Source organism: Parasphingorhabdus sp. W113 (genome assembly GCF_055693205.1).
Genome location: NZ_CM146328.1, coordinates 735,362 through 762,129, shown reverse-complemented (window position 1 = coordinate 762,129; position 26,768 = coordinate 735,362). Strand labels below are relative to the sequence as shown.

Genomic DNA, 26,768 nt, shown 5'->3' with positions numbered 1-26,768 from the left:
CAGCCCTGTGATGATCGCTATTTCTGATTGTCGCTTTTGGCCGGATCATATTTGGCGAACCACCCCATGATATTGTCGACCTTGGCGATCAACTGACTCGGTCGCCCCGCAATCAGATGCGATGCGCCCGGAACGCGGATCAGCACGGTGTCGACCTTCTGGACTTTGAGCGCCGTATAATATTGCTCGGCTTCCCAGGTTGGCGTTCGCCAGTCGGCTTCACCGACCATCACCATGGTCGGCGTTTTGACATTGCCGACAATCGACAAGGGAGACCGCCGCCAATATTCTTCGGGCTGCTCCCAGGGTTGCGCGCGGAACCAGTGGCGGCTGACAAAACGCGCAATATCGGCGGACAGCGCCATGCTGGCCCAGTTGATGACGGGTTTGATCGTCGCCGCTGCCGCAAAGCGATCGGTTTTCCCGACCGCCCAGGCGGTCAGCACCCCGCCGCCCGATCCCCCGGTGATGAACAGACGCTGCGCATCGACATAATTTTTGGCAACCAGCGCATCGACTACGCTCATCAGATCGTCATGATCCTTGCCGGGATAGTCGAGATCGATCAGCTGCGCGAAGGCTTCGCCATAACCGGTCGAGCCGCGCGGATTGACATAGACCGTGACATAGCCTTCCGCTGCAAAGCGCTGAATCTCGGCGGCAAAAAACGGGCCATACATGGTGTGCGGACCGCCATGGATTTCCAGGATCATCGGGTAAGATCCATCCGCGCGAAAGCCGGGTGGTAACGCGACCCAGGCCTGAATATCGCGTCCGTCATGGGTTGACGGGATGGTGATCTCTTCAATCCGGGCGAGATCGAGATGCCCGAGGGCATCATCATTGAGATTGGTCATGACCTTACCGGTCCGGCCGCCGCGCGACAGCGCGATTTCGGCCGGTCGATTGGTGCTCGCCTTGGTATAGGCAATCAGCGGGGATCCGCCGCCTGCCCTGCTTGCGACCGAGAAGCTGCCAGACGCATAGGGTCGACCGATCGATGTTCCGCCGACATCGCGGACAAGCGTGGAAATACGCCCCGACAGGTCGATCGACAAGAGCGTCAGCAAGCCATCGACTTCCGACTGGGCGACCAGCCCCTTGCCATCCGCGCGCCAGGCAATCGCGCCGATTGAGCGGTCATAATCGGCGGTCAAATTGCGGACATCAGAGCCATCAGGCGCCATCACATAGAGTTCGGTCTGCTGATAGGATTTGAGCTTGTCATCATAGCCCAGATAGGCAATCCGCCCGCCCCGCGGTGCAACGGTCGGGGCGAAATCCGGACCGTCTCGCTGGGTCAAGGCGACCCGCGACAGGTCGGTCAGATCGACCCGGTAGATCTCGCTCTCGATCGGATCAAGATCCGCATGATCGACATCATTGCCGGTCACCAGCAAGCTTTCATTGCCGAGCCATTCGGGTGCGGTGAAACTGTTCTCACCGCTGGTCACCTGCCGCGGCGTTCCGCCTTCTGCGCTCATCACGAACACATGCATCGTGCCTTTGGGCAGATAGCCGGCGCCATCCGCGCGGAAGGTGAGATCGTCAAACACCCGCACCGGCTTGGCCCATTCCGCGCCTTTCGGGCTTTTGGGTGGCTTGGCAAAGGCGGCTTTCTCGTCCGCCACAAGCATCGCGAAGGCAATCGACTTGCCATCCGGCGACCAAACCGGCGCACTGGGACCATATTCCAGCTGCGCCAGAGAGAAACTCTCGCCCGTGTCGTTATAATGAACCCGCAGATCCGGCTTGCCATCGGTGGTTGTCAGATAGACCAGCCGATCGCCATCGGGCGACCAGCGGACCGATGATTTGGAGGACTTGCCGGTCACCAGCGGACGGTGTTCGCCGGTCCGGCTATCGATGGCCCACAGATTGCTGACGACACGGTCGGCGAATCTGTCCATCGCTTTGCGGGCATATATGATGGTGCTGCCATCAGGCGAGATTTGGGGATCGTCGGCATATTCGAGATCAAACACACGGTCTGATGTGAATGTGCGGCTATCCGCCCCGGTTTCCGCCAGGCCGGCACTGCCAACGGACAAGAACAGGCTAGCGGCGATCAAAGAACAGGCTTTCATGGACTTCCCTCAATGTGGCACTGGCCGCACCTTATGAAGGTCCGGACCGATTTGCCAACGGGAATCTGCTGTCGCCCGGCCGGGCATCGCCAATCCCATCGCCAGCGAACCGTCTGATCTGCCAGCTTGGGGCGAAAGACTGAGCCATGTGGAAGGGCGGGAAAATCAGAAGAAGCCCGACGGACGGGTCGCAATGCCGCCGGACTCCCCCTGATTCACGGCATTTTGTACATTACGCCTAAAATACCGTTCACCATTGATACAACAGAAAGCTAAACAGAGTGTGACCGCCGTCATAGGCTGGCAATTTGGGGACATGGCATTTTCGATAGGGGCCGGATGAGGATCCTCCGAAGAAGCCCGATGGCTGGGTCGCAATAACCATCGGACTTCCGGAGGAATCCCCAAAGGGGACCACCAATATTCGGTGGTGCGATGCCGCTGCCCCCCGCAACAACTTGCGAATTAAGCGGCATCGCAAGATTGTGTTATCCTCTCCGGACACGCGCACCTGTGACCCGGATCACTGATCGGGGAATAAATCCACTATTCGCGCTTTTTAAGGAGGTAAAAGACCCAAAGGACAGACAGTTATGGCACATTATGCAGGACGACCGAGATTTGAATGGGACGAAGACGGGCGGATCATGACCTTGCTCAATCGCTTCGCCTTCATCGACGATGACAACCAGGTCTGGAGTGTTCCCGCCCTGGTCAAGATCGATGGCGCATCGATACCGAAATTCGCCTGGTCGTTGATCGGCAGCCCGTTCGTCGGCCGCTATCGCAAGGCGACTGTGGTGCATGACTGGTATTGCGTCATTCGCACCCGCCCCTGGAAAGCCACCCATCGCATGTTTTACGAGGCGATGCGGGCATCCAAGGTCAGCGCAGCCAAGGCGCGCATAATGTATGGCGCGGTCTATTATGCCGGACCGCGCTGGTCGGTTGCGGCGGATTTCAAACCGGAGCTGGCCGAACCAATGTCCACGCAGGCATATAGCGCGCTCCAGCAGGACCGCCTGCCACCGGCAGATCACGTCCCTTCGCCAGCCAAGACGCTGTGGCATCGCCGCGACCCCGATCCGGAGGCCTTTATCGCACTGTGCAACAATCTCGCGGAACAATGCGAGACGCCGGCCGAGATCGAAGCGATGATCGATGCGACAATGGGCGCGACAGAATAGTCAATCTCCGGCTCTGGCCGCGGTGATCACACCGTGCGCTTCGAGCGATCCTTCTTATTCTGGCCCTCAATCGCATCGCGTGCCGCCTGCCACTGGTCATCCCCCCAGGCGGTCAGGGCAGAGAAATTGCCGCCGCTGGAATTATAGCTGCCACCGTCAATCGCGATGGTCTGGCCGGTGATATATTCTGCGCCCGGCCCCATCAGGAACGCAGCGAGATTGACCAGTTCATGCATTTCACCCGGACGGCCCAGTGGCGCGCCGGATTCATTGCGCTGCTGCTCATCGCCGGTGGGGTTCAGGCGGCTGGACATGCCTTCTGTAGGGAAAAGACCGGGCGCGATGGCATTGGCGCGGATCTGGTACCGGCCCCATTCCGTGGCCAGCGACTGGGTCATCACATTGATACCGGCTTTCGACATCGCCGACGGCACGGTAAACGGACCGCCATTCCACACCCAGGTGGTCAGGATCGACAGGATATTGCCCTTCTGCCCGTCCGCAATCCAGCGTTTGCCAATGTCATGGGTCATGTAAAAGGTCCCGCGAAACACGATATTGGCGATCGCATCAAAGCCGCGGACGGAAATATCTTCGGTTCGCGAAATGAAATTGCCCGCCGCATTGTTGATCAACCCGGTGAGCGGGCCATGCTGGGACCAGATCAGGTCATTCATTTCGTGGATCATGTCGGCACTGCGGATATCACAAGGATGGGGCACGACCGTACCGCCATGCTTGTCGACCAGTTCCTTTGCAGTTGCCTGACAGACTTCGCCGCGGCGACCGCAAATATGGACTTCGGCGCCCAGCTTCAGGAAACCTTCCGCCATTTCCTTGCCCAATCCGGTGCCGCCGCCGGTGATCAAAACCCGTTCGTCTTTCAAAAGACCATCGCGGAACATCAGCTTTTCACTATCCATATCAACCCATCCTGTCGTTCAATTGTGAAAGACTCCCATGCCCTTCATACAGAATCCGATGGTAACAGCAACCCGGTCTGTAGGGAAAGAGGGCTGAAGGGACGTAGCGGTTAGGCTCACCGGCCCGGTGGCACCAACCCGCAGCGATGGGCGGCAATCCTGCTTGTCTCCTCGGAGGCCAGCTGGTCTGGATAGGCAGGATATGATCATCTGGAGGGCCGCTCTTCGGCCAAGAAAAATGGGAGTCGACACAGCCAATAAATTGGCGGTCGGCTCCCACTGCGCTTCATTCGGGATGCTGGCCTCTTGCGATTTCAGCGTCCGCACTTTCAGCGTCCGGATTCCGGGCCAATATCGTTATTGGTTATCGGTTTTCCACATTGTCGCTTGCGCGTCGCTGCTTTGGTTTCAAACCCGATATTGGTCCAGTTTCCTGACGATCGTCCGTCCTGTTCCTGTCCGCTTGCGCTTCCATTCATCAGGGCTTTCCCGATCATCAATCGAAAGATCATTTCACTTTTCTTGCGAAAAACAAATTGTTCGTTCCGATTATCTTCCGGCGTCTTGTCCTGTCTGCGGGTCATTGCTGACTGGTCGCTGACCGAACCGTCTTCCTTCCGATACAAAAGATATGACATCACCGTCCGAGTCGGACCAAATCTCAAATGCGAAGTTATCCACATATCGCGATATTAGTTGTGGAAAGACGGTGTCTAGCCTGTGGATAATCGGTTTTGGGCGGAATTTGGCCAGTTTTCGTTGGTCCGGCGCATTGCCTGGGGGATGTGGGCAAGCGCCGGACCTTCGAAACAGTCCCGGCATCGCTCGGGAGGAGGATGCCATAGCCGGGACTGGAATCAAGCCTGTACCGATGAGATCAGAATGATACTGCTTACGGTCAAGGCTGCGACAAAATTGAAAAGCGTTTTCATGAGATTTCTCCTTGATTAAAAACGCCGATCAAACATCTCTTTTCCTGTCTAACTGATAGCTATGTGCGCCCGCCCTAGATAAGTTTCAATTGAAAACGGAGGTCAATTAGTTGCACATTTTGCAACTAGAAAATGCCCTTGAAGATCTTCTTGCCCTTGCTCAGCGGATCCTTGCGGAAATTGCTTTCCTCTCGCCCGATATAAGCAAAAATGCCATCCATCGCTTGCTCGGTTACACTGTCGGTCAGGCCATCACGCGAAACGTCAACCCCGGCAAGGGAGGACAGCGAAGATATGCTGCCGAGCTTTTCAACCTGTTTATAGGCGCCGACTTCGATCAGCGCTTTTTCGACCAGTGGCCGTATCTTGACGCTCAGTTCTTCTCCTGCGGTTCGCCGGAGATAGTCGGTCCCTCCGGTACCACCACCGGTTACAATGCCGACGCCATCCGTCAGCGTCAGATTGTCGATCGCCGACCGAAAGATCGGCTTGGCTTCAAGCGCGGCCAGACCCGCCGCGTCATTGAGGCTCTTGGTAATATCTTTGGTCAGCCCCGCTTTGCTGGTGAACCGCAGGATCCGGGTCGCTTTCTTGAGCGGACCCGGCAACAGCACACGTACCGCCTTGTCGGCATAAAAAGCCCCTGGCTGGGAGAGCTTGTCGAGCGCGCCGTCAGACGCGTTGCCGAGCAGGCTCTTCACGCCCGTGCTCTGTGCGTGCGCCGGAGCGGTCAGCATGGGTGTGGCGGTGATCGGCACGGCCAGCGCCATGAAGGCCAGACGGTATCTGGATTGCTTGCTGATCATTGTCAAAAGTCTGTTCATCGTCCCACTCCTGCTTTTTTATCGCCGTGACCATATCACAGCGAGAGAGCGGGCCGATGAACAATCATGCAAACAGATGTAAACATCTGCTGGTCGCGATGCGCCGCTGGCCTATTTTGTCTCGGAAAACGATAGCTTTCCCGTCGTCTCATCAGCGGATTTCTCGGTCAGGGTCAAGACGAACGGGTCACCCTCATCCGTTTTTCCGGACAGGGCGTTGCCGTCTCTCGAGACTTCAAACTTCTCGTCCAGCATTTTCTGTTCAAACCAGGGAGCCAGATCTTCGACACTGGCTGGGGCGACAAATCTCACGGTGACCTTGCCGCCCTGCCCGTCCTCATCCTCGACGTTCAACGCCGTCACTTTGGTGCCAGGATAGAGCGACACGTTGTTGAGGTCGAAATCGTCGCTGTCGATCGAGAATTGCGGCAGATCGACGTCCATGGAAAAGCCATCGGCCTTGATCGAGAATTTGCTGTCGCCTTCTTCGCCACTGATTTTGATCTTGGTCGATTCCGCGCTTTCCCCGCCCTGGGAATCCGCAGTAGAATCGCCACTGGCACTGTCGTCTGAAGCCGAACAAGCGGAAAGCGTCAGGGCCAGGGCGGAAAGGGGAATGAAAAATATCTTGGTCATAGAAAAGCTCCATAGTGTATTGTTTGATTAATACACTATGGAGCTTTGAGGTCAAGCCATTGCTGGTGCGATCAAGGCTGGATCGATGCGCCCGGATTGGACGCATTGACCACGCCGCCATCGACAATCAGCGTCGTACCGACGACATAGTCACCGGCAGAGCTCGCCAGGTAGATGGCGGCGGCCGCCATGTCCTCGGGTCGACCGATCCGTTTGGCAGGAATACCCTTTTCAACCGCATCCTCATGATCACGAGCCGCCTTGTTCATGTTGGAAGCGAAGGCACCAGGCGCGATGCCCGACATGATGATATCGTCGGACACAAGTTTCGACGCCATTTTGCGCGTCAGATGGACCACCGCTGCTTTCGATGCCTGATAGCTGTAGGTTTCCCACGGATTGACCTTGAAGCCGTCAATCGATGCGATATTGACCACCTTGGCCGGCCGGTCAAAGCTGGCCGCCGCCTGGAGTTGCGGATGCAGGGCCTGGGTTAAAAAGAACAGGCCTTTGACATTGGTGTCCATCACCTTGTCCCAGCCCGCTTCGGGGAAGCTGAGATATTCTTCCCCCCAGGCCACACCGGCATTGTTGATCAGGATATCCAGCTTCGGTTCGTGTTCCGCAATTGCGGCCGCGAGCGCCTGACAGCCTTCCACCGTGCTGACATCGCCGGGAACGGAAAAGCAGTTTTCGCCCATTTCTTCTGCAGCGGCATCGCAGGCTTCGGCCTTGCGTCCTGAAATATAGACTTTGGCACCCTGCGCCAGAAAGCCTTCGGAAATCATCCGGCCAATGCCGCGATGGCCACCGGTGACAAGCGCAACGCGCCCTTCAAGCGAGAAGAGTTTTTGAAAATCCATGGGAATGTCCTTTAGTAACCGTGCATCTGGGCGACGAGATTGGTGTGATAATTGGCATCACCCATAAACTCCGCCAATCCGCGATCGCGTTTCATGTAGAGGCCGATATCATATTCGTCGGTCATGCCGACACCGCCATGCATCTGGACACCCTCTTTCACCGAAAGCGCTGTCGCGTTGGCCGCCTTGGCCTTGGCAACAGACACCATCATCTCGGCTTTGGAAGACCCTTCGTCGAGCATTTGCTGGGCTTTCAGAACCACGGCCCGGGCGATTTCCATTTCACTGTAAAGATGCGCGGTGCGGTGCTGCAGCGCCTGGAAGGTGCCGATAATCTGGTCAAACTGCTTGCGGCCTTTGATATATTCGACCGTGATGTCCATCGCGCCCGCGCCGACACCCACGGTTTCCGCAGCAGAGCCAACTCGGCCAGCATTCAGCATCCGCTTCAGCACGGCATCGCCGTCGTCGACCTCCCCGATCACGGCATCAGCATCAACCACGACATTGTCAAACTGGACATGCGCAGCAACCGCACTGTCGACCAGCCGGACGCTGTCCCGGGTCATGCCGTCAGTGCTGGTATCGACCGCAAATAGCGTGAGACCTTTTTCGTCCCCCGCGCTGCCGCTGGTCCGCGCGGCAACGATCAGCGTGTCGGCGGATCCGCCCTGGACGACAAATTGTTTTTTGCCGTCGAGCTTGAAGCCATTGCCTTCCCGGGTCGCGGCCATGCTGATCTGGTCAGGCCGATGCTTCGCGCCTTCATCAATAGCGAGAGCCAGCACGCTGTCTCCGGACAGGATCCCAGGGAAATATTTGTCGCGCAGCGCCTTGCCACCGGCATTCAGCGCTTCGACGCCGGCCACGGCGGTGGTCAGAAACGGCGATGGTGTAAGGTTGCGACCGATTTCTTCGAGCACAACGCCGGCTTCAACATGCCCCAGGCCAAGTCCGCCTTCTTCTTCGGAGACGAGTATCCCGGTAAAACCCATTTCGGCAAATTGCTTCCACAAGGCATGGGAAAACCCGTCCTTGCAATTCTTGTCTCGAAACTCGCGAAAATGCGCAACATCGCCCTCGCCTTTCATAAAGTCGGCGGCGCTGTCTTGCAGCATCTTCTGGTCGTCATTCAAATAAAGCGGCATCGCTAGTCATCCCTCAATGATATATGTTCTGGATGCGCCCCGATTGGGGAGCGTTGTCGGTCAGGCGTTTGGCAACTGCAATATCTGCTTCGATATCACGTTGAGCATCACCTCGCTGGTGCCGCCTTCAATGCTATTGGCCTTGGTCCGCAGCCAGTCGCGCGCGGTCAGGCCGCCATTGGAGGCTTCGCTTTCCCACTCAAGAACCTCGGTGCCACCAGCCGACATGATCAGCTCATGGCGACTCTTGTTGATCTCGGTCCCGGCATATTTCATCATATTGGGCTGCGCCGGATGGCACAGACCAGCCTTGAACGTGTCGCCGAACCGCTCGGCCATCGCCCGAAACGCCAGCACATCAATATCCATTTCAGCCATTTTGGCGCGCAGGATCGGATCGTCTAGTCGCCCCATTTCGTCGCGGCCATATTGGTCGGCAAATTTGGCACCGAGTGATGTCGCGCCCTGGGACCCGCCACCGGAAATCATGCTGCGTTCATGGCCCAGCAGATATTTCGCAACATCCCAACCGCGATTGACTTCGCCTACAACGGCGGAAACGCCTTCGCCATAGGATTTTGGTACTTTCACGTCATCGAAAAAAGTTTCGCAAAAAGCGGACTGACCCGAAATCAGGACGATTGGCTTGGTCGTTACGCCTTCGCTCGCCATGTCAAACAACATGAAGCTAATGCCTTTGTGCTTGCTAGTCTTGTCGGTCCGGGTCAGGCAGAAAATCCAGTCCGCCTTGTCGGCATAGCTGGTCCAGATTTTCTGGCCATTGATGACATAGTGGTCACCCTTGTCTTCTGCCGATGTCTGCAGGGATGCAAGATCGGAACCGGAACCCGGTTCGGAATAGCCTTGGCACCAGCGCACTTCGCCCCGCGCGATTGGCGGCAGGAAATGCAGTTTCTGTTCTTCCGTGCCGAAATGCAGCAATGCGGGCCCAAGCATCCAGATGCCAAAGCTCGACAAGGGCGAACGGATTCTGCAAACGGCCCATTTCCTGCAGCAGGATCTTGGTTTCTGCACGGGACAGACCGGCACCGCCATATTCTTTCGGCCAGTCGGGCACCGTCCAGCCTTTCGCCGCCATCAGGTCGAGCCATTCTTTCTGCCCGGGTTTGAAGGTCGGATTGCGCCCGCCCCAGCACACGTCGCTGTCATCGACAACGGGCTGGCGCATTTCAGGGGGGCAATTGGCTTCCAGCCAGGCGGCTGTTTCAGCGCGAAAGACTTCGAGATCAGACATGAAACGGATTCCTTTAATTGATCAGTTAACACCAACTATCATAGGATCGCCCCGCGATACAATGATCGCTTGGACCAAAAACCGAAAAAATTTGGCGCGGTAGGCCGGGACCGAGATTCCGTAAGGGAAAGTCGGCGAAATTCCTTAATCGATTGACGCCCAATTCTCGCAGGGCCTATGCAGAAAGGAAAAACAGGAGCGTGTGAGGATGCGATTTCAAGGCAAAACAGCCGTTATTACGGGCGGTTCATCGGGAATCGGACGCGGCACGGTAGACTTGTTTTTGCGCGAAGGCGCGCAAGTGGTCATGGGCGATATTGACGATGCTGAAGGCGCCGCGATGGTTGCTGCGCTCGGCGAGAACTTCCATTTTCAGCATTGCGACGTCACCCAGGAAGACCGCATCAAAGCCTTGATGGACTTCGCCGCCGAAAAAACCGGTGGCATCGATATTATCTTCAACAATGCCGGTGCCGGCGGTTCGCGCGATCCGATTGACGAAATCAGCGGCGATGACTGGGATTTTGCGATGGCGCTGCTGTTAAAATCGGTCGCGATGGGCATCCGCCACGCAGCGCCGCATCTCAAAAAGCGCGGCGGTGGAGCGATTATCAATACCAGTTCGGTTACCGCATTCCAGGCTGGTTTCGGACCCATTGCCTATGCAACCGCCAAGGCCGGGGTGCTCCATCTGACCAAACTGGCAGCCGCGGAACTCGCCCAGTTCAATATCCGGGTCAATTCCATTGCCCCCGGCTTTATCCAGACCAATATTTTCGCTGCCAGTCTGGCGACCAATGAAGAAGAGAAAAATCAGATCAACACCATGCTCGGTCAGGCCGCGGCCGGCGCACAACCGGTGGCAAGACCCGGCGTGCCGCAGGACATCGCCGAAGCTGTGGCCTATTTCGCATCCGATGCCGCCGGTTTTGTGACCGGCACCAACCTGATTGTCGATGGCGGGTTGCTGGTTGGATCACAGGCGAGTTGGGATCCCGATACCCCGGGCATGCTGGATGCACTAATGCCGGAGAACCAGTGATGAGTTCCGTCGCGGATCCGCTCCCAACCCGCACCAAGATCCTCTATGGCTTCGGATCGGTTGCCTATGGCGTCAAGGATAACGGCTTTGCAACCTTCCTGCTCTTCTACTATAATCAGGTCGTTGGCATGCGTGCTGATCTGGTCAGTCTGGCCATCGCGCTGGCGCTGATCATTGATGCGTTTATCGATCCTATTATCGGCCAGCTCACCGACAAGACCCGCACCCGGATCGGTCGGCGCCATCCCTGGCTTTACGGGTCGGCAATACCAATAGCGCTGATGTGGCTGCTGCTCTGGCATCCGCCCGAAGCGAGCGAAACAGTGCAGTTCTTCTATTTGCTGGGGCTGGCTGTTTTGGTCCGCATTTCGCTGTCGCTCAATGAGGTCCCGGGCCTCGCGCTGCTGCCCGAATTGTCCAAGGATTATCATGATCGTACCAGTATCATGCGCTATCGCTATCTTTTCGGATGGGGCAGCGGATTGCTGATCATGTTCCTCGCCTATTCCACACTGTTAGTGCCGAACGAAGAATATCCCGATGGCCTGCTCAACGCCGATGGCTATTCGACCTATGCGATCATTGGCGCCTTTGTGATGGCCTTTGCGGTTCTCGTCGCCGCCAGAGGAACCCATGGCCGCATCGTCAAAGCCTATCACGAAGCCGGAAAATTGCCGGATAATTCAGAATCGCTCGCCGATATCCTCAGGACATTTCGCTTTCGTCCGTTCATGTTGCTGATGCTCGCTGGGGTATTCGCCTTTGCCAACCAGGGCATTGTCTTTGCGCTAACGCCTTATTTGCTGACCCATGTCTGGGAATTTGGGCAGGCGGAATTTTCAATCTACGCGCTCACCCTGTTCATTGCTGCGGTTGTGGCGTTCCTTTCGGTCAACACAATCTCGCAGAAATATGGCAAGCCACAGGCTGCCAGTGTGCTGGCGGTCATCAGCATGATCCTCGGGACCGCGCCCTATTGGTTGCGGGCGGCGGGACTGTTTCCGGAGCCTGGGTCGGCGGCTCTGTTCCCGCTAGTTCTCGGCTTTATCATTTTGGCAACCGCTGCCGGCATCTGTGTGATGATCCTGACCATGTCGATGATGGCCGATGTCACCGACGCCTTTGAGCATGAAAAAGGCAAGCGCGCCGAGGGTGTGTTCTCATCTGGCATGTGGTTCATGCAGAAATCGGTGGGCGGGATCGGAATCTTGATTGCCGGCCTGATCATCGCGATCATTCAATTGCCCGAAGGCGCCGCGATTGGCACTGTTGAACCCGCTGTCGTGGACAATCTCGCGATTATTTTTGCCTCGCTGACAATCATCATTGGCGGCATCGGCGCCTGGGCCTATCGTCTGTTTCCGCTCTCGGAGCAGGATCATAATGACCGCGTTGCCAAACTGGCTGAACCGCAAACGGTGGAATCCTAAAAACCATCGCCAGACGCGGTTTCCCTGTGGCAAAGCGCAATGGCCTCTGATAAGTTAATCGCATAGTTAAACTCGACCCTCTTGGAAAAGGACATACGCATGGATTTCGATCTCACCGAAAAGCAGGAATATTGGCGCAATCAGGTCCGTGAGCATATCGAGAATCATGTTCGCCCACGGGTCGCCGACTATCAGGCAGAAGACGCATCGGGTGACCGCTGGAAAGTCCTGCAAGTGGTCGAGGAAGAAAAAGCCAAGGCCAAGGAAAAGGGCATTTGGAACCTTTTCATGCCGCCGGCAAACCCCAATCTCACGCATATTGACGACGTGTTCGAATTTGAAGGCCCCGGGCTTTCGAACCTCGAATATGCGCTCTGTGCCGAAGAGATGGGCCGGGTTGGTTTCTCGTCAGAAGTGTTCAACTGTTCCGCTCCCGATACCGGCAATATGGAAGTCTTCCACCGCTACGGCACGCTGGAGCAGAAGGAGCAATATCTCCGCCCGCTGATGAACGGCGAAATCCGGTCGGCCTTCCTGATGACCGAGCCGGCCGTGGCTTCGTCGGATGCGACCAATATCGAAACCGCGATTGTCCGTGATGGCGATGAATATGTCATCAACGGCCGCAAATGGTGGTCATCCGGCCTCGGTGATCCGCGCTGCAAGATCGCGATTGTGATGGGCAAAACCAGCTTTGAAGGCAGCCGCTACACGCAGCAGTCGCAGATCCTGATGCCGACCGACGCGCCCGGCGTGAAGATCATCCGCCATCTCCCGGTGTTCGGCTATGACGATGCACCCCATGGCCATATGGAAGTCGAGATGAAGGATGTCCGGGTGCCGGCTTCCAATATCATCCTCGGCGAAGGCCGCGGATTTGAAATCGCACAGGGCCGGCTCGGACCTGGCCGTATTCACCATTGCATGCGGACCATCGGTGTTGCCGAAGAAGCGCTCGAAAAAATGGTCAAACGGCTGCAATCGCGGATCGCTTTTGGCAAACGCATTTCCGAACATAGTGTCTGGGACGAACGGGTGGCCCGTGCACGGATCGACATCGACATGAGCCGCCTGCTCTGCCTCAAGGCCGCCGACATGATGGACAAGGTTGGCAATAAATATGCCAAGGCCGAGATCGCCATGATCAAGGTTCAAGCCCCGAACATGGCCCTGAAAATCATCGATGATGCCATTCAGGCGCATGGCGGCGGCGGTGTCAGCAGCGACTTCGGCCTGGCCCAGGCCTATGCGCATCAACGCACCTTGCGTCTCGCTGACGGCCCCGATGAAGTGCACAACCGCACGATCGCCAAAATGGAATATGGCAAATATGCCGAAACCGCCGATGGCAGCAAGATGAAGGAAGAACTGTCTTCCGGTGATCTCGCGGTCACGCGATAAGAGAGAGGCGTACCAATGAAAGCAGCTGTCCTGGTCGAAGCGGGAAAACCGCTCGAAATCGAAGAGGTTTCCGTTTCCAAGCCCGGACCGCATGAGGTGCTGATCCGGACGGCGGCCTGCGGGCTTTGCCATTCGGACCTGCATTTCATCGACGGCAGCTATCCCCATCCGCTTCCGGCAATCCCGGGCCACGAAGCCGCCGGCATTGTCGAGGCGATTGGCAGCGAAGTGCGCACGGTTGCTGTTGGTGATGCTGTGGTGTCCTGCCTGTCGGCCTTTTGCGGGCATTGCGAATTTTGCGTGTCGGGGCGAATGTCGCTCTGCCTGGGCGGCGACACACGCCGCGGCGAAGGCGCAGCGCCCCGGATCACCCGGCCAGACGGATCGCCGGTTGCGCAGATGCTCAACCTGTCCGCCTTTGCCGAACAGATGCTGATCCACGAACATGCCTGTGTGCGGATTGATCCGGACATGCCGCTAGATCGCGCAGCGGTGATTGGTTGCGCGGTGACCACGGGTGCGGGAACCATTTTTAATGCATGTGCCGTGACACCAGGAGAAACCGTGGCTGTTGTCGGTTGCGGGGGCGTGGGTTTGGCGACGATTAACGCCGCAAAAATTGCTGGCGCGGGCCGCATCATCGCGGCCGACCCGATTGCCGAGAAGCGCGAACTGGCGGTCAAGCTAGGCGCGACCGATGTGGTGGATGCGCTGGCCGACGACGCCGCCGCTCAAATTGTCGACCTCACCAAAGGCGGCGTTGATCACGCGATTGAAGCAGTCGGGCGACCGGCATCCGGCGATCTTGCTGTCAAATCACTGAAGCGCGGCGGCACCGCCACCATTTTGGGTATGATGCCGCTCGATCATTCGGTTGGCCTGAGCGCCATGGATCTGTTGTCGGGCAAGAAACTGCAAGGCGTGCTGATGGGCGAAAACCGCTTTCCGGTCGATATCCCCCGGCTGGTCGATTTCTATCTGCGCGGCAAGCTGGACCTCGATAGCATCGTCGCCGAGACAATTCCGCTCGAAGCCATTAACGATGGCTTTGAAAAAATGAAAAAAGGCGATGCCGCCCGTTCGGTCATCACCTTCGACCACTAGACAATTGCAAAAGGAAGAGGGAACTTCCATGAACCCACAAGAAGACATGACCGGCACCATGGCGGTGCCTGACAAAGACAAGCTCGACGAAGCCAGCCTTGCCACCTGGATGGAAGCCAATGTCGAGGGCTATAGCGGCCCGATGACGATCACCAAGTTCAAGGGCGGCCAGTCCAACCCGACCTACAAGATCGAGACGCCGGGCACGGATTATGTTCTCCGCAAAAAGCCGTTCGGAAAATTATTGCCTTCAGCCCATGCGGTTGATCGTGAATTTCGGGTTATCGCGGGACTGTTTCCGGCCGACTTCCCCGTCGCGAAGCCCTATGGCCTGTGCGAGGATGACGACGTCATCGGCACGATGTTCTATATCATGGGCATGGCGGATGGCCGGACCCTGTGGGACGGCACGTTGCCGGGCATGGAACCGGACGAGCGGCGGGCAATCTATTTCGAGATGATCGACACGCTGGCGTTGCTGCACAGCTATGATCCCGCAAAGCTCGGGCTCGAACGGCATGGCAAGCCCGGCAATTATTGCGAACGCCAGATTTCCCGGTGGACCCAGCAATATAAGCTGTCCGAGATCGACGAAATTCCGGAAATGGATAAGCTGATTGAATGGCTGACCAAGACCATTCCGGAACAGAAAAGCTTTGGCATCGTCCATGGCGATTTCCGCCTCGACAATATGATCTTTGCCCATGACGAACCCAAGGTCATTGCGGTGCTCGACTGGGAATTGTCGACACTGGGCGACCCGATTGCCGATTTCGCCTACTGGTTGATGGCCTATGAAATGGAACCGGAAGGCCGCAGCGGTCTCAAAGGCGTCGATCTCGAGGCACTGGGCATTCCGACACGGGAAGAAGCCATTGCGCGCTATTGCGAGAAAGCCGGCATGGACGAGCTTCCGCCAATGGATTGGTATCTCGCCTATAATCTGTTCCGGATTGCTGCTATTCTGCAGGGCATTCAGAAACGGGTCGTTGACGGAACCGCGAACAGCGCGGCTGCGGCGGAAATGTCAGACCGGGTCACCCCGCTGGCACAAGCGGGCTGGGAAGCGGCCAAAGGGCCGGCGCTTAAGCGCAATACAGGAGCAGAACATGGCGGATCTCAACGGTAAAGTCGCGATTGTTACGGGTGCGGGCAGCGGGATCGGGCGCGCCTCGGCTTTGCTGTTCGCCGACCATGGCGCAAAGGTGATCGCCAGCGATGTTTCCGACGCGGTGGAAGAAACCGCCGAGCTATCGAGCGGCAACGTGATCGCCATCAAGGCCGATGCCGGCAGTGAGTCCGACGTCGAGATGCTGGTTGACGCGGCCGAGCAGCGCTTTGGCGATCTCCATGTATTTTTTGCCAATGCCGGTATTTCCGGGGGCTTTGAAGGCATTTTCGATCAGAGCTTTGCCGACTGGCAGGAGATCCTGCGGGTCAATCTGATCGGCCCGTTTCTCGCCGCCAAATATGCCGGCAAGGTCATTGCCGACAGCGGCCATGGTGGGTCGATCATCTGTACCGCGAGTGTCGCCGGCATCCGGTCCGGCGCCGGTGGTCCCGCCTATTCGGCGTCCAAAGCCGGTGTGATCAATCTGGTCAAAGTCGTCGCTCAGCAGCTGGCAACATCCAATGTTCGCTGCAACGCCATTTGTCCCGGCCTGACCGAAACCGGGATGACCGAATTCATTTACGACAAGGCACGGGAGAAAGGTGTGGAAGAGCGGCTCGGTTATCTCAATCCGCTGCGCCGCGGCGCCAATCCGATCGAGATGGCTGAAGTCGCCCTGTTTCTCGCATCCGATCGCTCGTCCTATGTCAACGGACAGGCGATTGCGGTTGATGGCGGGCTCTCCGCCTCACACCCGGTAACCCGACAGGATTTCGGCCGGACGTCCGCCTAGCGCACGCTAGTTGGCAAATGCCAGGTCGCCATTGCCGAGCTGAACAAAATCAACCCGGCCATTGGTTGCACCGCAGAGGAAGTTCCGCTGATCGCTGCCGGACAAACTGCCTTCGACCCGCCACCCTTGACCGTCGCGCGCAACCGACTGGATTTCCGCAACCCGAGCGTTGTTCCCGGCCTGCCGTTCGGCCGCGTTGGAGCAAACATTAATCGCACTATCCATTGCGCCTGTCCCGCGGTCGGACCGCTGGTCATTGCGGCTGTCGTAGCGCCGGTCATCATCGCGGCTGTCATAACGACGATCGTCATTGCGATAATCGCGATCATTGGATCGCCGGTCGCGCTTGTCCTTCGACGCTGCGCTGGCGACCGCGGCAATTCCGCCGATGATCAGGATACCGGCCAGCACGTCGCCCGCATCAACCCGATTGCGATGCCGGCGATAACCTCGGCCGTAACCATAGCCCCGGTAACCCCGATAGCCACGGTAACCGCGATGACCACGCCAGCCTTCCGCCTTGTCCGCAGCGCTCGTCCAGCCGAGTTGCTCCATATCGATAATCGGAGCCGCCACCGCAGCGGCCGGTTGCACCGGCGCAGCCATGGCCGGTGCAAAACCGGTCACCATCATGGCCGTGGATGCCGTCAGCGCAGAAAATGTCTTGAGAAATGTCATGTTATGTCCCCTGTATATACCAGATTCTGTGCCCACGAACCTGCAACCCTACTAGCAATAGTTGGTCCAGCCTGTCACCAGGCTGAACCATATTCTTATATCATGTAACCGGATCGGTCACGGATCTAGCGATAATTGCCGAGATTTTTCAACCGGACCTGGGAAACCCGACGGCCATCAACATAGCAGGTAAACTTGCCACGGTCGGCATAGCGACGGTATCCGCGGCCATCCTGGACGACAATCCGGCCCTTGACCTTGTAACCGTAGCGCGTCCGTTCGACGTCGCGAATCTGGGTCACATCAGCGCGGCCATAGTAGCTCGCTTTACGCTCGGCAGCGCGCACACATTTGTTCACCGCACGCTTCGGTCTGATCCGCTTGGCGTAGCGCCGATCGCCATAACGCCGGTCGCCATAGTGGCGATCCCGATAGCGGTCATCGCGGTCATAGCCGACAGCGTAGCGATCTTTCTTGCCCGAACTCAATATTGCGGCCAGTCCTCCCAGTACCACAGCGCCTGCGATCACCTCGCCGGCACTGATACCGTCATCATGGCCGCCCTTGGCCATTGCGGGTGTTGCAGAAACAGCCATCGCAGCAGCGGCAGCGGTTCCAACAAAGGCTTTGTTTAGCTTGTTCATATCCACTTTCCTTTCATGACTGCTGGGGAAGTTTCCCGAGCCAGTAATCAAGGTATAGAGGACGGCCATTGAGCACAGACTGAACTCTCCTGTCAGTCGTTGTTCATGTTAGGGGCTAGTTATATGAACACTATTTTTGGCAGTTTTCTAGGGCGATCGGCTTTTCAGCATTCAAATCCCGCAAAAAATAGCCCAATCCGGACGGCGACTATATCACTCGGCTGCCACGTCGAGACCGGTGTGATGCGCCATGAAGCCGTAAATGTCGGAATATTCCTCGATCAGCTTGTCCGTCGGCTTGCCGCTGCCATGTCCAGCTCGGGTTTCGATCCGGATCAGATGCGGCTTGTCACCGGTATTGAGCGCTTGTAGCCGCGCGGTATATTTGAAGCTGTGCCCGGGAACCACACGATCATCGGTATCCGCGGTTGATACCATCAAGGCCGGATAATCGGTTCCATCCGCTATATTATGATAGGGCGAATAGCTGAGCAAAGTGCGGAAATCCTGCTCCTTGTTCGGATAGCCATAGTCATCGACCCAGTAGCGCCCCGCAGTGAAGCGGTCGAAGCGCAGCATGTCCATTACGCCTACGGCCGCATGGCCGGTGGTGAACAAGTCGGGACGCTGGTTCATCACCGCGCCCACCAGCAGACCGCCATTGGAACGCCCTTCAATCGCCAGCCCGTCTTTCGGGGTTATCCCTTCGGCAATCAGATATTCGCCCGCCGCTATGAAGTCATCGAAGACATTTTGTTTGTTCTGCAGCCGCCCGCCATCATGCCATTCTTTGCCATATTCGCCGCCACCACGCAGATTGGCGGACGCATAAACGCCGCCGGACTGGATCCACGCCATTTTCGGCGCGCTATAGGCCGGCAGGACCGAGATATTGAAACCGCCATAGCCGTAGAGCAGCGTTGGTGCTCCGCTTGTAAGATCGAGATCCTTCTTGTGGACCAGGAACATCGGAATCTTGGTGCCATCCTTGGATTCATAAAACCGCTGACTGACAGCGATCGAGTCCGGATCAAACGGCACATCGGGCTTGGCCCATATCGTCGGCGCGCCGCTTCCGGAAAAGCTGTAAATTGTCGCAGGGCGATTGAAACTGGTGAACGCGAAGTAACCCAGGTCGTTCTTCGCCGAACCATCAAGCCCGCTGACCTGACCCAGTCCGGGCAAATTCACCACCCCTTGCGGCGTGCCGTCTAGAGCGAACAGCTCCAGCCGGCTTTTGGCATCGTCAATATAGTCTACTGCCAGCGTTTCGCCGATCAGAACCGCGCTGTCGATCGTAGCGCTGTGCTCCGGGACAATCTCTTCCCACGCCGGGGTTTCATCGCCAAGATCGATCTTCACCACCCGCAGACGCGGAGCGTCCTTGTTGGTGACGAAATACAGAACCGTGCCGACGCCGTCGATCAGATTCCAGCTATGGTCAAATCCCTCGACCAGCGTCTGTGTTTTGATTTCCGGTGAATCGACCTTGACCAATGTCAGTTCGTAGCGATCATCGGTCCCGGAGGACGAGGTGATCACCACCCATTCCTTGTCCGAAGTTACTTCCGCCGAATGATTGAGCTCCGGCCGGTCTGGCGTCGCATAGACTTTGATATCCTTCGCCTGCGCCTGCCCCAGCACGTGCATGTAGATCGTGTGATCCTTGTTCAGCGACTGAAAGGCTTCGCCTTCTTCCGGCGCCGGGAAACGCGAATAGAGGAAACCGCTATTGGCCGGCATCCAGGCCAGGTTGGTGAATTTGGCCCATTCGACTTTATCCTCTTTGACCACCCCGGTGGCGACGTCGAGCACCTTGATCGTGCGCCAGTCAGACCCTCCATCCTGTATCGCATAGGCCAGCAGGCTGCCGTCCGGAGACGGTTTCCACTCTGCCAGGGCGGTCGCGCCATCGTCGGACCACTCAGCCGGATCAATCAGCACCCGCTCTTCGCCATTCTCGCCATCGCGGACGTAGAGAATAGCCTGGTTCTGACCGCCGCTTTTGCGCTCGTAGAAAAATTTGCCCCCCGCTTCCACCGGAACGTCCAGCTGATCGAAATCGAACAATTTGGTCATTGTCGCCGCCAGCGCCTCGCGGCCGTCCAGCGTTTCGAGATAGGCGTCTGTCACGGCGTTCTGGGCACTGACCCAGGATGCCACTTCGGCATCTTCGCGGACATCATTTTCCAGCCAGCGATACGGGTCCGCAATCGACTCTCCGAACTGCTCTTCAACGACATCAACGGTCTTGGTTTCGGGATAGGTCAAACGGACGGCTTCCTCTTCGCTATTCTGGCTTTCGGCCAGCGCTGGCGCGGCGATGAGTGTCAACGCTGTGCCCATTGCTACTGTAATTATTCCGGTGCTGCGCATGGTGTGTTCCCGACTGATTGAAACCCAAAAGAAAAGAGGCCGCGAGCTTATCGCCCACGGCCTCTGATATCAATGCAATCTGTCTGGTTGCTGAAGCGCTTATGCGTCTTCGAAATCTTCCTCGACATTCTGATCCGGACCACTGTCCTGACCTTTGGCGTCTTCGTCGCGGTCAACCAGTTCGATAACGGCCATGGGCGCGGCATCGGAATCCCGGAAACCGGCCTTGATGATCCGCGTATAGCCACCGCTGCGATCGCTGTACCGTTCGGCCAGAACGTCAAAAAGCTTCTTTTCCTGAACCTCGTCCATCAAACGCGCATGGGCTTGACGACGGTTGGACAGGCCACCTTTTTTGCCGAGCGTAATCAGCTTCTCGACATAGGGGCGCAATTCTTTGGCTTTGGGAACAGTGGTCATAATCTGTTCGTGCTTGATCAGCGCAGCCGACAGGTTTTTCAGCAAAGCCTGGCGGTGAGCACCGGTCCGCTGCATACGGCGGCCCTTCATTCTATGACGCATATTCTATACTCCGTTCGTTATGGGGCCGTATGAGGTACCCCGTAGCAGGTTGGCTTGAGGAGCAACCCTTTTCCTTTCTTTTCCTCCCTGAAGCAAAGCTTTGGGGAGGATATTCTTTAACCGAGCAGCTCTTGTTCGAGCTTCTTGGCCATTTCTTCGATATTCTCAGGCGGCCAGCCAGGGATGTCCATGCCGAGACGCAGACCCATGCTGGACAGTACTTCCTTGATTTCGTTCAAGGATTTGCGGCCAAAATTCGGTGTCCGGAGCATTTCGGCTTCGGTCTTCTGGACGAGATCGCCAATATAGATGATATTGTCGTTCTTGAGACAGTTGGCGGAACGCACCGACAGTTCCAACTCGTCGACCTTCTTGAGAAGATAGCGGTTGAGCTGATTGGCATCGCTTTCCTGCTGGCTTTGCGCTGCTGCCATGCCGATGGGCGAGGAAACGCTTTCCAGCGCTTCTTCGAAATGCACAAACAGTTGCAACTGGTCCTGAAGAATGCGCGCTGCATAAGCAATGGCATCTTCCGGGGTAACCGTACCATCGGTGTCGATGGTGAGGTTCAGCTTGTCAAAGTCCAGTTCCTGGCCAACGCGGGCATTGTCCACCTTGTAGGATACCTGACGGATTGGCGAGTAAAGCGAGTCCACCGGGATCAGGCCGATCGGCGCATCTGCCGGGCGGTTGGCCACAGCGGGCACATAGCCTTTGCCGACATTGACGGTCAGCTCCATGTTGAACGAAGCGCCTTCATCAAGATGACAAATCACCAGATCCGGGTTCATCACTTCGATGTCACCCGACACGGCGATATCACCTGCCTTGACTTCAGCAGGGCCGGTTGCAGAAAGCTGCAGACGTTTGGCATCTTCGCCTTCCATTTTCAGGGCGATCTGCTTGACGTTCAAAACAATGTCGGTCACGTCTTCACGAACACCCGGAAGCGACGAAAATTCATGCAGGGCATTCTCGATTTTGATCGAGGTTACCGCAGCGCCCTGCAGAGAAGAGAGCAAAACGCGACGCAGAGCGTTACCAATGGTCAGGCCAAAGCCCCGCTCCAGAGGTTCGGCAACAAAGGTCGCCTTGCGCTTGGGATCACCACCGGATTTTATATCGAGAACATTGGGCTTCTTCAGTTCTTGCCAGTTCTTCATATTGACAGTCATGGACTTCCCCTAGTGAGTGCGAGAGTGGCTTGGACGTCGTTGCCACTCTGAATTTCTAAAAATCAGAAACCGCCGGCCGGACGATTTCCTTAAGCATGAATGGCTTAGACCCGGCGACGTTTCGACGGACGGACACCATTATGCGGAATCGGAGTAACATCGCGGATTGAGGTGATGGTGAAACCAACAGCCTGCAAAGCCCGAAGAGCGGATTCACGACCGGAGCCAGGACCCTTCACTTCGACTTCCAATGTACGAACACCATGATCCGCGGCTTTCTTGCCGGCATCTTCCGCGGCTACCTGCGCGGCATATGGTGTCGATTTGCGAGAGCCCTTAAAGCCCATCATTCCCGCAGAGGACCAGCTAATTGCATTGCCCTGTGCATCGGTGATGGTGACCATCGTGTTGTTAAACGTGGCGTTGACGTGTGCTACGCCTGCCGAAATATTTTTGCGCGCGCTTTTCTTTATGCGCTGCGGTTCGCGTGCCATGTGATCAATTCCTACCTAATATCCTGAACAGACAAGTCGCCAAAAAATGGGGACTATCTTATTTTTTCTTACCAGCAATCGCCTTGGGCTTGCCTTTACGGGTGCGCGCATTGGTATGCGTACGTTGTCCGCGGACTGGCAGTCCCTTACGATGGCGAAGGCCGCGATAGCAGGCCAGATCCATCAACCGCTTGATGTTCATGGCGGTTTCACGGCGAAGATCGCCTTCTACCGTCAGATCTGCATCAATGGTTTCGCGAATCTGCAAGACTTCCTGATCGCTCAGGTCCTGCACCCGGCGCGCCGGATCGATTTTCAGTTTTTCGACAATTTCAGCCGCTTTCGTGCGTCCGATACCGTGAATATAGGTAAGCGCAATGATTACGCGCTTGTTTGTTGGGATATTAACCCCGGCAATGCGTGCCAATATTTTTCTCCATGCTCCACAGAGACCGATTCTCCGGACTCTATCTCATCGCTAAGTCGTTAAAAACAAACCCAAAACGCACAAAACCAGCGCGCACCACGACGGGCACTGCCGGCTTATTTCGGTTTTGAATGAGGATCATTTAGGCAGAGTCGCCGAAACTGTCAACACCTGTGTGGAGCGGAATTGCAGGATTTCCGGCCCGTTTTGAACCGATCGAATTTTACCGCCTGAAACATGGTCGTCAAAATATCCTTAACTTCCCCCGAATATACAGGAATCATGTGGGAACTAGGACCAGCCGCAGCGCGTATGGCGCTGATGGTGCCGTTGGCATTGCTGTGCGGCCTGTGGCTGGCTGTCTGTACACCAGCCCATGCCGGGCGATTGGAAGCTGGCAGCTTCACAGCCCATGATACTTTCAATAATCCCAATGTCGTGCGGGTCAATTTTCAGCAAGCGTTTGACACCGTGCCGGTGGTGGTCGCGCTGGCCGACACCAATGGCAATAACTCGGCATCTATCCGCATTACCAATATCAGCACGACCGGCTTTGACGAGCTCATCCTCGAGCCGGACAACTGGGATGGTCGCCACATCGTGCAGAACGTTCATTATATTGCCGTCGAACCCGACCGGCACGTTCTGCCAGACGGGCGGATAATCGAAGCCGGGCGCCTGACTACCGCCGCCACGCAATTTGGCTCTGGCGTCGCGGGAACAGCCAGTTGGGCGACAGTAAATTTTTCCGCTGCCCTGCCCACCACGCCAAGCGTCCTAACCCAGATTCAATCGGCTAATAGCGAGACGCAAACGGTTGCCAGCGCCCCTTCCCGGCCGCATATTACAGCGATCGCGCGGAGCTTGACCAGCGGCGGTTTCCAAGTCGCACTGGACCGCAGCCAAGCCAATAGCGGCCCGACACCATCATCCGAAACGATTGGCTGGATTGCGTTCCCGGCTGGGTTGAGCGGTACCTTTCCGGATGTGACGAGCAATGTGATTTCCTGGAGCAGCCTCAACACAGCGGCCAATATCCGCGGCTGGGACAATGGCTGTTTCACCAACGGGTTCGGTCAGACCAGCGCATCCCGGATCGTTGTAGCCAAAAAGAACAGCCGCAACAATAATGACGGCGGCTGGCTGCGGCGCTGCAGTCTGAACAGCACAACCATCGGCCTTCGTGTCGACGAAGATCGGGATCAGGATAATGAGCGCGCTGTGGCAACTGGCGATGCGGAATCTGCATCGATTATCGCTTTTTCGCAAAGCTTTCACGCCCGGCTTGAACCCGAGATCACGATTTCGAAAACGAGCGTCTCCTTCAACAATGGCGTAGACGGCGGCTTTGCCCTGCCAACCCATCCCGTCGACTATCTGATCACCGTCGAGAATAACGGCAATGCCCCGCCCAATCACGACAGCGTGATTGTGACCGAAGCCCTCCCTGCCGAACTGGCATTCATCATCAGCGACTATTCCGGCCCCGGTAGCGGTCCGATTGCCTATCAGGACGGGCTACTGGCGACCGGGCTATCCTGCCCTTTCGCGGGCTTTGCCGACATGGCCGACTGTTTTTCCTTTTCTACCGACGGAGTTGATTTCACCCATGTTCCGACCGACGCCGGTGACGGCACCGATCCTGCAGTGACTCATATCCGCATTGCCCCGAATGGATTTATGGCGCCCAATACGGGCAGCGGCGCGCCCTCTTTCGCGCTTCGCTTCCGCGCCAGAATAGACTAGACCCAGCCTTTAACGGGCCGGGGTTCAGCATGACCATCAGAAACAAATATGACCTTTTTGAGATCGGGGGCAAAACAGTTGCGCCGGGCAAGACCGGAGATATTGCCATCCCGATCAGTGATTTGTCGGCCGGCATGCAGGCCAATCTCGAAGTTCGGGTGTTTCACGGCAAGAAATCGGGTCCGACAATATTTGTCAGCGCAGCGATCCATGGTGATGAAATTATCGGCACCGAGATCATTCGCCGGACGATGAAGAAGCTGTCGGCATCCCGGATGGCAGGCACGGTTATTTTCGTGCCCGTGGTCAACATGTTCGGATTTGTCACCCACAGCCGTTATCTGCCCGACCGCCGCGACTTGAACCGGTCTTTTCCGGGCACGGAGAAAGGATCGCTGGCGGCCCAGCTGGCGCATATTTTCTCAACCGAAATTATCGGCCATTGCGAATTGGGAATCGATATTCACTCGGCGGCGCTGCACCGCTATAATCTGCCACAATTGCGGATTGCGTCGGGCAATGCCGGTCTGAAAACGCTGGCCATGGAATTTGGCCCGCCGGTTATCATCGAAGCGGCATTGCGCCCAGGCTCACTGCGGGCGCTGGCCAAGGAAGCCGGCGTCGACATGCTGCTGATGGAAGCCGGTGAAGCGTTGCGCTTCGATGAATTTTCCGTTCTCACCGGCGTCAACGGGATACTCCGCGTTCTCAAAGCGCTCGGCATGATCGAAACCAAACGGCTGGGCAAACGCGGCGCACCACCGGCACAAACGACGAAGACCAGCTGGCTGCGCTCGGGGCGCGGAGGCGTGTGTCGCCTGCTCTCGCCTTCGGGCACGAAGGTTCACAAGGGCGATACGTTGGCCATTGTCAGTGATATTTTCGGAGACGGAGAAGAAAACGTCATCGCGCCATTTGACGGCATTGTGATCGGCCACTCCAACTTGCCGGTGGTCAATCAGGGCGATGCCTTGCTGCACGTCGCCCAGGTCCGGACATTCGACACGGCCGGTGAGCGTATCGAGCAGATCGAGGACGCCCTCTATAACGAACCGCTGCTGGACGAGGACGAAGTTATTTAGCGGGAGCAGCTTCGATGTTCAGAATCATCAATCCCTGAACTTTGCACGCGCGGTTTCCATATCCAAACGGGTGACTGTTATCACCGATGTCTTCGTCTCAGGCTTCTCTCCGGGCCGCGTGACCGTAACTTCACCGTGCTCGGTTTTCCGGATCACCTGGCCAGAAGCATCCACGTCAAATTCGATAGTGATGACGCCTTGATATCCGATCTTCGCAGAATTGTCTTCGGCTTGCGCAGGCGAAAGATCATCGCCCATCATTTGTGCAAGAATGAGCGCATTTTTGGCTTCGTCCGCCTGTGCCTTATTCTGATCGACCGACAGGGTGACCGAATAACCCGAGCGGGGCGCAGGCAAGGCTGTCAATATTCCTGGCCCGTCACCTGAAGCATGTGCATATTCGGTTCCGGCCCCGAGATTGGGAAGGCGCAAATCAAAAGGCTCTATTTGGCTCAGAATTGACTGCGGATCGCAATCCACTTTGAAGGGGAAACCCCCGCCGTGGCTCCACAATCCGCATGCCTCCCGGGAGATATCATATTTTTTCAGCCACTGGTCGATCCGCACCTCTGCCGCCTCCACGTTCAGAAGCTCCAAAGAACCATCCGGCCGTTCTCTGACCCGGGCCGGAAAGTACCAAAAGCCGGATTTTCTCTCACCCGCTTCATCACGCGGTAGATCATATTCGAGAATCACGCCCTCCGACGTTTCCTCAATCACCGTTTCAATCAGCGCCTGTCGGCCGTTTGCAGAACTGCTTGAATGGCCATCGGAATCTTTCGATGATCGCGCATATTCGAGCTGCAGCCAGCTCGACTCATTCTGCGCAGCCTGGCCTTGTGAAACGGACGGATTGGCTGCAACCAGCAGCGCCACCGCCAAGATCAA

Annotated in this window: 24 protein-coding genes and 1 pseudogene; 9 read left to right on the top strand and 16 right to left on the bottom strand. The window is 56.9% G+C overall.

All coding sequences use genetic code 11. The annotated features are described in order from the left end of the window. Nucleotides 1–17: 17 nt before the first annotated feature. Entirely contained in the window at nt 18–2,087 is a 2,070-nt protein-coding gene (locus tag ACZ1GS_RS03635; RefSeq protein WP_472697131.1) for a S9 family peptidase, read from the bottom strand. A gap of 593 nt (nt 2,088–2,680) precedes the next feature. On the opposite strand from ACZ1GS_RS03635, the gene ACZ1GS_RS03630 reads away from it, so the two are divergent. Continuing rightward, complete coding sequence (locus ACZ1GS_RS03630; RefSeq protein WP_472697130.1) at nt 2,681–3,274, top strand: DUF1353 domain-containing protein; 594 nt, start codon at nt 2,681–2,683, stop codon at nt 3,272–3,274. A 26-nt stretch (nt 3,275–3,300) separates the two neighbouring features. Here ACZ1GS_RS03630 and ACZ1GS_RS03625 read toward each other — a convergent pair whose 3' ends face one another. From ACZ1GS_RS03625 to ACZ1GS_RS03595, 7 genes and pseudogenes are all read right to left on the bottom strand, one after another. Then, nucleotides 3,301–4,197 (bottom strand): SDR family oxidoreductase, encoded by an 897-nt coding sequence (locus ACZ1GS_RS03625; protein ID WP_472697129.1) that lies wholly within the window; start codon nt 4,195–4,197, stop codon nt 3,301–3,303. A gap of 329 nt (nt 4,198–4,526) precedes the next feature. Continuing rightward, on the bottom strand, nt 4,527–4,835 hold the full coding sequence (locus ACZ1GS_RS03620; protein WP_472697128.1) for a hypothetical protein: 309 nt from the start codon (nt 4,833–4,835) through the stop codon (nt 4,527–4,529). A 419-nt stretch (nt 4,836–5,254) separates the two neighbouring features. Then, complete coding sequence (locus ACZ1GS_RS03615; RefSeq protein ID WP_472697127.1) at nt 5,255–5,953, bottom strand: DUF4197 domain-containing protein; 699 nt, start codon at nt 5,951–5,953, stop codon at nt 5,255–5,257. A gap of 111 nt (nt 5,954–6,064) precedes the next feature. Further along, the gene (locus ACZ1GS_RS03610; protein ID WP_472697126.1) at nt 6,065–6,589 is read right to left on the bottom strand and encodes a hypothetical protein; all 525 of its coding nucleotides are present in this window, start codon (nt 6,587–6,589) and stop codon (nt 6,065–6,067) included. A gap of 71 nt (nt 6,590–6,660) precedes the next feature. Then, nucleotides 6,661–7,452 carry an SDR family oxidoreductase gene (locus ACZ1GS_RS03605; RefSeq protein ID WP_472697125.1) on the bottom strand — a complete coding sequence of 264 codons (792 nt, stop codon included), beginning with the start codon at nt 7,450–7,452 and terminating at the stop codon, nt 6,661–6,663. A gap of 11 nt (nt 7,453–7,463) precedes the next feature. Further along, the gene (locus tag ACZ1GS_RS03600) at nt 7,464–8,600 is read right to left on the bottom strand and encodes an acyl-CoA dehydrogenase family protein (protein ID WP_472697124.1); all 1,137 of its coding nucleotides are present in this window, start codon (nt 8,598–8,600) and stop codon (nt 7,464–7,466) included. A gap of 60 nt (nt 8,601–8,660) precedes the next feature. Next, nucleotides 8,661–9,855: pseudogene (locus ACZ1GS_RS03595) on the bottom strand (acyl-CoA dehydrogenase family protein). A 208-nt stretch (nt 9,856–10,063) separates the two neighbouring features. On the opposite strand from ACZ1GS_RS03595, the gene ACZ1GS_RS03590 reads away from it, so the two are divergent. The 6 genes from ACZ1GS_RS03590 to ACZ1GS_RS03565 all read left to right on the top strand — a co-directional run bounded on the left by ACZ1GS_RS03590 (nt 10,064) and on the right by ACZ1GS_RS03565 (nt 16,736). Continuing rightward, nucleotides 10,064–10,897: an SDR family NAD(P)-dependent oxidoreductase gene (locus ACZ1GS_RS03590; protein WP_472697123.1), complete on the top strand. Its 834-nt coding sequence runs from the start codon at nt 10,064–10,066 to the stop codon at nt 10,895–10,897. Then, nucleotides 10,897–12,327 (top strand): MFS transporter, encoded by a 1,431-nt coding sequence (locus tag ACZ1GS_RS03585; protein ID WP_472697122.1) that lies wholly within the window; start codon nt 10,897–10,899, stop codon nt 12,325–12,327. Before ACZ1GS_RS03590 ends, ACZ1GS_RS03585 begins: the two co-directional genes overlap by 1 nt. 99 nt (nt 12,328–12,426) lie before the next feature. Then, nucleotides 12,427–13,728 carry an acyl-CoA dehydrogenase family protein gene (locus ACZ1GS_RS03580; RefSeq protein ID WP_472697121.1) on the top strand — a complete coding sequence of 434 codons (1,302 nt, stop codon included), beginning with the start codon at nt 12,427–12,429 and terminating at the stop codon, nt 13,726–13,728. Nucleotides 13,729–13,743: 15 nt separating this feature from the next. After that, a complete protein-coding gene (locus tag ACZ1GS_RS03575; protein WP_472697120.1) occupies nt 13,744–14,832 on the top strand; it encodes a Zn-dependent alcohol dehydrogenase in 1,089 nt (362 codons plus the stop codon). Between the two features lie 28 nt (nt 14,833–14,860). Further along, a complete protein-coding gene (locus ACZ1GS_RS03570) occupies nt 14,861–15,961 on the top strand; it encodes a phosphotransferase family protein (RefSeq protein WP_472697119.1) in 1,101 nt (366 codons plus the stop codon). Next, nucleotides 15,942–16,736 (top strand): SDR family NAD(P)-dependent oxidoreductase, encoded by a 795-nt coding sequence (locus ACZ1GS_RS03565; RefSeq protein WP_472697118.1) that lies wholly within the window; start codon nt 15,942–15,944, stop codon nt 16,734–16,736. The genes ACZ1GS_RS03570 and ACZ1GS_RS03565 overlap by 20 nt, the downstream gene beginning before the upstream one ends. Nucleotides 16,737–16,742: 6 nt before the next feature. Here the strand turns inward: ACZ1GS_RS03565 and ACZ1GS_RS03560 are convergent, their stop codons facing one another. From ACZ1GS_RS03560 to rpsM, 7 genes are all read right to left on the bottom strand, one after another. Beyond that, nucleotides 16,743–17,414: a hypothetical protein gene (locus tag ACZ1GS_RS03560; protein ID WP_472697117.1), complete on the bottom strand. Its 672-nt coding sequence runs from the start codon at nt 17,412–17,414 to the stop codon at nt 16,743–16,745. Nucleotides 17,415–17,539: 125 nt separating this feature from the next. Further along, nucleotides 17,540–18,058: a hypothetical protein gene (locus tag ACZ1GS_RS03555; RefSeq protein ID WP_472697116.1), complete on the bottom strand. Its 519-nt coding sequence runs from the start codon at nt 18,056–18,058 to the stop codon at nt 17,540–17,542. A gap of 213 nt (nt 18,059–18,271) precedes the next feature. Beyond that, nucleotides 18,272–20,434, bottom strand: a complete 2,163-nt coding sequence (locus ACZ1GS_RS03550; protein ID WP_472697115.1) for a prolyl oligopeptidase family serine peptidase — start codon at nt 20,432–20,434, stop codon at nt 18,272–18,274. Between the two features lie 99 nt (nt 20,435–20,533). Then, nucleotides 20,534–20,956, bottom strand: a complete 423-nt coding sequence (gene rplQ, locus ACZ1GS_RS03545) for a 50S ribosomal protein L17 (protein WP_472697114.1) — start codon at nt 20,954–20,956, stop codon at nt 20,534–20,536. A 116-nt stretch (nt 20,957–21,072) separates the two neighbouring features. Further along, complete coding sequence (locus ACZ1GS_RS03540; RefSeq protein WP_472697113.1) at nt 21,073–22,131, bottom strand: DNA-directed RNA polymerase subunit alpha; 1,059 nt, start codon at nt 22,129–22,131, stop codon at nt 21,073–21,075. A gap of 104 nt (nt 22,132–22,235) precedes the next feature. Further along, nucleotides 22,236–22,625 carry a 30S ribosomal protein S11 gene (gene rpsK / locus ACZ1GS_RS03535; protein WP_067198370.1) on the bottom strand — a complete coding sequence of 130 codons (390 nt, stop codon included), beginning with the start codon at nt 22,623–22,625 and terminating at the stop codon, nt 22,236–22,238. A 58-nt stretch (nt 22,626–22,683) separates the two neighbouring features. After that, on the bottom strand, nt 22,684–23,052 hold the full coding sequence (rpsM, locus tag ACZ1GS_RS03530) for a 30S ribosomal protein S13 (protein ID WP_461456379.1): 369 nt from the start codon (nt 23,050–23,052) through the stop codon (nt 22,684–22,686). A 282-nt stretch (nt 23,053–23,334) separates the two neighbouring features. On the opposite strand from rpsM, the gene ACZ1GS_RS03525 reads away from it, so the two are divergent. Both ACZ1GS_RS03525 and ACZ1GS_RS03520 read left to right on the top strand, forming a co-directional pair. After that, complete coding sequence (locus ACZ1GS_RS03525; RefSeq protein ID WP_472697111.1) at nt 23,335–24,798, top strand: H-type lectin domain-containing protein; 1,464 nt, start codon at nt 23,335–23,337, stop codon at nt 24,796–24,798. Between the two features lie 29 nt (nt 24,799–24,827). Next, nucleotides 24,828–25,880 carry a succinylglutamate desuccinylase/aspartoacylase family protein gene (locus ACZ1GS_RS03520; RefSeq protein ID WP_472697110.1) on the top strand — a complete coding sequence of 351 codons (1,053 nt, stop codon included), beginning with the start codon at nt 24,828–24,830 and terminating at the stop codon, nt 25,878–25,880. A gap of 27 nt (nt 25,881–25,907) precedes the next feature. Here the strand turns inward: ACZ1GS_RS03520 and ACZ1GS_RS03515 are convergent, their stop codons facing one another. Further along, on the bottom strand, nt 25,908–26,762 hold the full coding sequence (locus ACZ1GS_RS03515; protein WP_472697109.1) for a hypothetical protein: 855 nt from the start codon (nt 26,760–26,762) through the stop codon (nt 25,908–25,910). Between the last annotated feature and the right edge of the window lie 6 nt (nt 26,763–26,768).

What these genes read in the sequence shown, in the direction of transcription:
- ACZ1GS_RS03540 (WP_472697113.1), bottom strand. Translation starts at nt 22,131, where the DNA reads ATGACTGTCAATATGAAGAACTGGCAAGAACTGAAGAAGCCCAATGTT.
- ACZ1GS_RS03525 (WP_472697111.1), top strand. Translation starts at nt 23,335, where the DNA reads ATGTGGGAACTAGGACCAGCCGCAGCGCGTATGGCGCTGATGGTGCCG.
- ACZ1GS_RS03625 (WP_472697129.1), bottom strand. Translation starts at nt 4,197, where the DNA reads ATGGATAGTGAAAAGCTGATGTTCCGCGATGGTCTTTTGAAAGACGAA.
- ACZ1GS_RS03620 (WP_472697128.1), bottom strand. Translation starts at nt 4,835, where the DNA reads ATGTCATATCTTTTGTATCGGAAGGAAGACGGTTCGGTCAGCGACCAG.
- ACZ1GS_RS03575 (WP_472697120.1), top strand. Translation starts at nt 13,744, where the DNA reads ATGAAAGCAGCTGTCCTGGTCGAAGCGGGAAAACCGCTCGAAATCGAA.
- ACZ1GS_RS03585 (WP_472697122.1), top strand. Translation starts at nt 10,897, where the DNA reads ATGAGTTCCGTCGCGGATCCGCTCCCAACCCGCACCAAGATCCTCTAT.
- rplQ (WP_472697114.1), bottom strand. Translation starts at nt 20,956, where the DNA reads ATGCGTCATAGAATGAAGGGCCGCCGTATGCAGCGGACCGGTGCTCAC.
- ACZ1GS_RS03600 (WP_472697124.1), bottom strand. Translation starts at nt 8,600, where the DNA reads ATGCCGCTTTATTTGAATGACGACCAGAAGATGCTGCAAGACAGCGCC.
- ACZ1GS_RS03580 (WP_472697121.1), top strand. Translation starts at nt 12,427, where the DNA reads ATGGATTTCGATCTCACCGAAAAGCAGGAATATTGGCGCAATCAGGTC.
- ACZ1GS_RS03630 (WP_472697130.1), top strand. Translation starts at nt 2,681, where the DNA reads ATGGCACATTATGCAGGACGACCGAGATTTGAATGGGACGAAGACGGG.
- ACZ1GS_RS03615 (WP_472697127.1), bottom strand. Translation starts at nt 5,953, where the DNA reads ATGAACAGACTTTTGACAATGATCAGCAAGCAATCCAGATACCGTCTG.
- ACZ1GS_RS03555 (WP_472697116.1), bottom strand. Translation starts at nt 18,058, where the DNA reads ATGAACAAGCTAAACAAAGCCTTTGTTGGAACCGCTGCCGCTGCTGCG.
- ACZ1GS_RS03605 (WP_472697125.1), bottom strand. Translation starts at nt 7,452, where the DNA reads ATGGATTTTCAAAAACTCTTCTCGCTTGAAGGGCGCGTTGCGCTTGTC.
- ACZ1GS_RS03610 (WP_472697126.1), bottom strand. Translation starts at nt 6,589, where the DNA reads ATGACCAAGATATTTTTCATTCCCCTTTCCGCCCTGGCCCTGACGCTT.
- ACZ1GS_RS03550 (WP_472697115.1), bottom strand. Translation starts at nt 20,434, where the DNA reads ATGCGCAGCACCGGAATAATTACAGTAGCAATGGGCACAGCGTTGACA.
- ACZ1GS_RS03565 (WP_472697118.1), top strand. Translation starts at nt 15,942, where the DNA reads ATGGCGGATCTCAACGGTAAAGTCGCGATTGTTACGGGTGCGGGCAGC.
- ACZ1GS_RS03560 (WP_472697117.1), bottom strand. Translation starts at nt 17,414, where the DNA reads ATGACATTTCTCAAGACATTTTCTGCGCTGACGGCATCCACGGCCATG.
- ACZ1GS_RS03520 (WP_472697110.1), top strand. Translation starts at nt 24,828, where the DNA reads ATGACCATCAGAAACAAATATGACCTTTTTGAGATCGGGGGCAAAACA.
- rpsK (WP_067198370.1), bottom strand. Translation starts at nt 22,625, where the DNA reads ATGGCACGCGAACCGCAGCGCATAAAGAAAAGCGCGCGCAAAAATATT.
- ACZ1GS_RS03635 (WP_472697131.1), bottom strand. Translation starts at nt 2,087, where the DNA reads ATGAAAGCCTGTTCTTTGATCGCCGCTAGCCTGTTCTTGTCCGTTGGC.
- ACZ1GS_RS03570 (WP_472697119.1), top strand. Translation starts at nt 14,861, where the DNA reads ATGAACCCACAAGAAGACATGACCGGCACCATGGCGGTGCCTGACAAA.
- ACZ1GS_RS03590 (WP_472697123.1), top strand. Translation starts at nt 10,064, where the DNA reads ATGCGATTTCAAGGCAAAACAGCCGTTATTACGGGCGGTTCATCGGGA.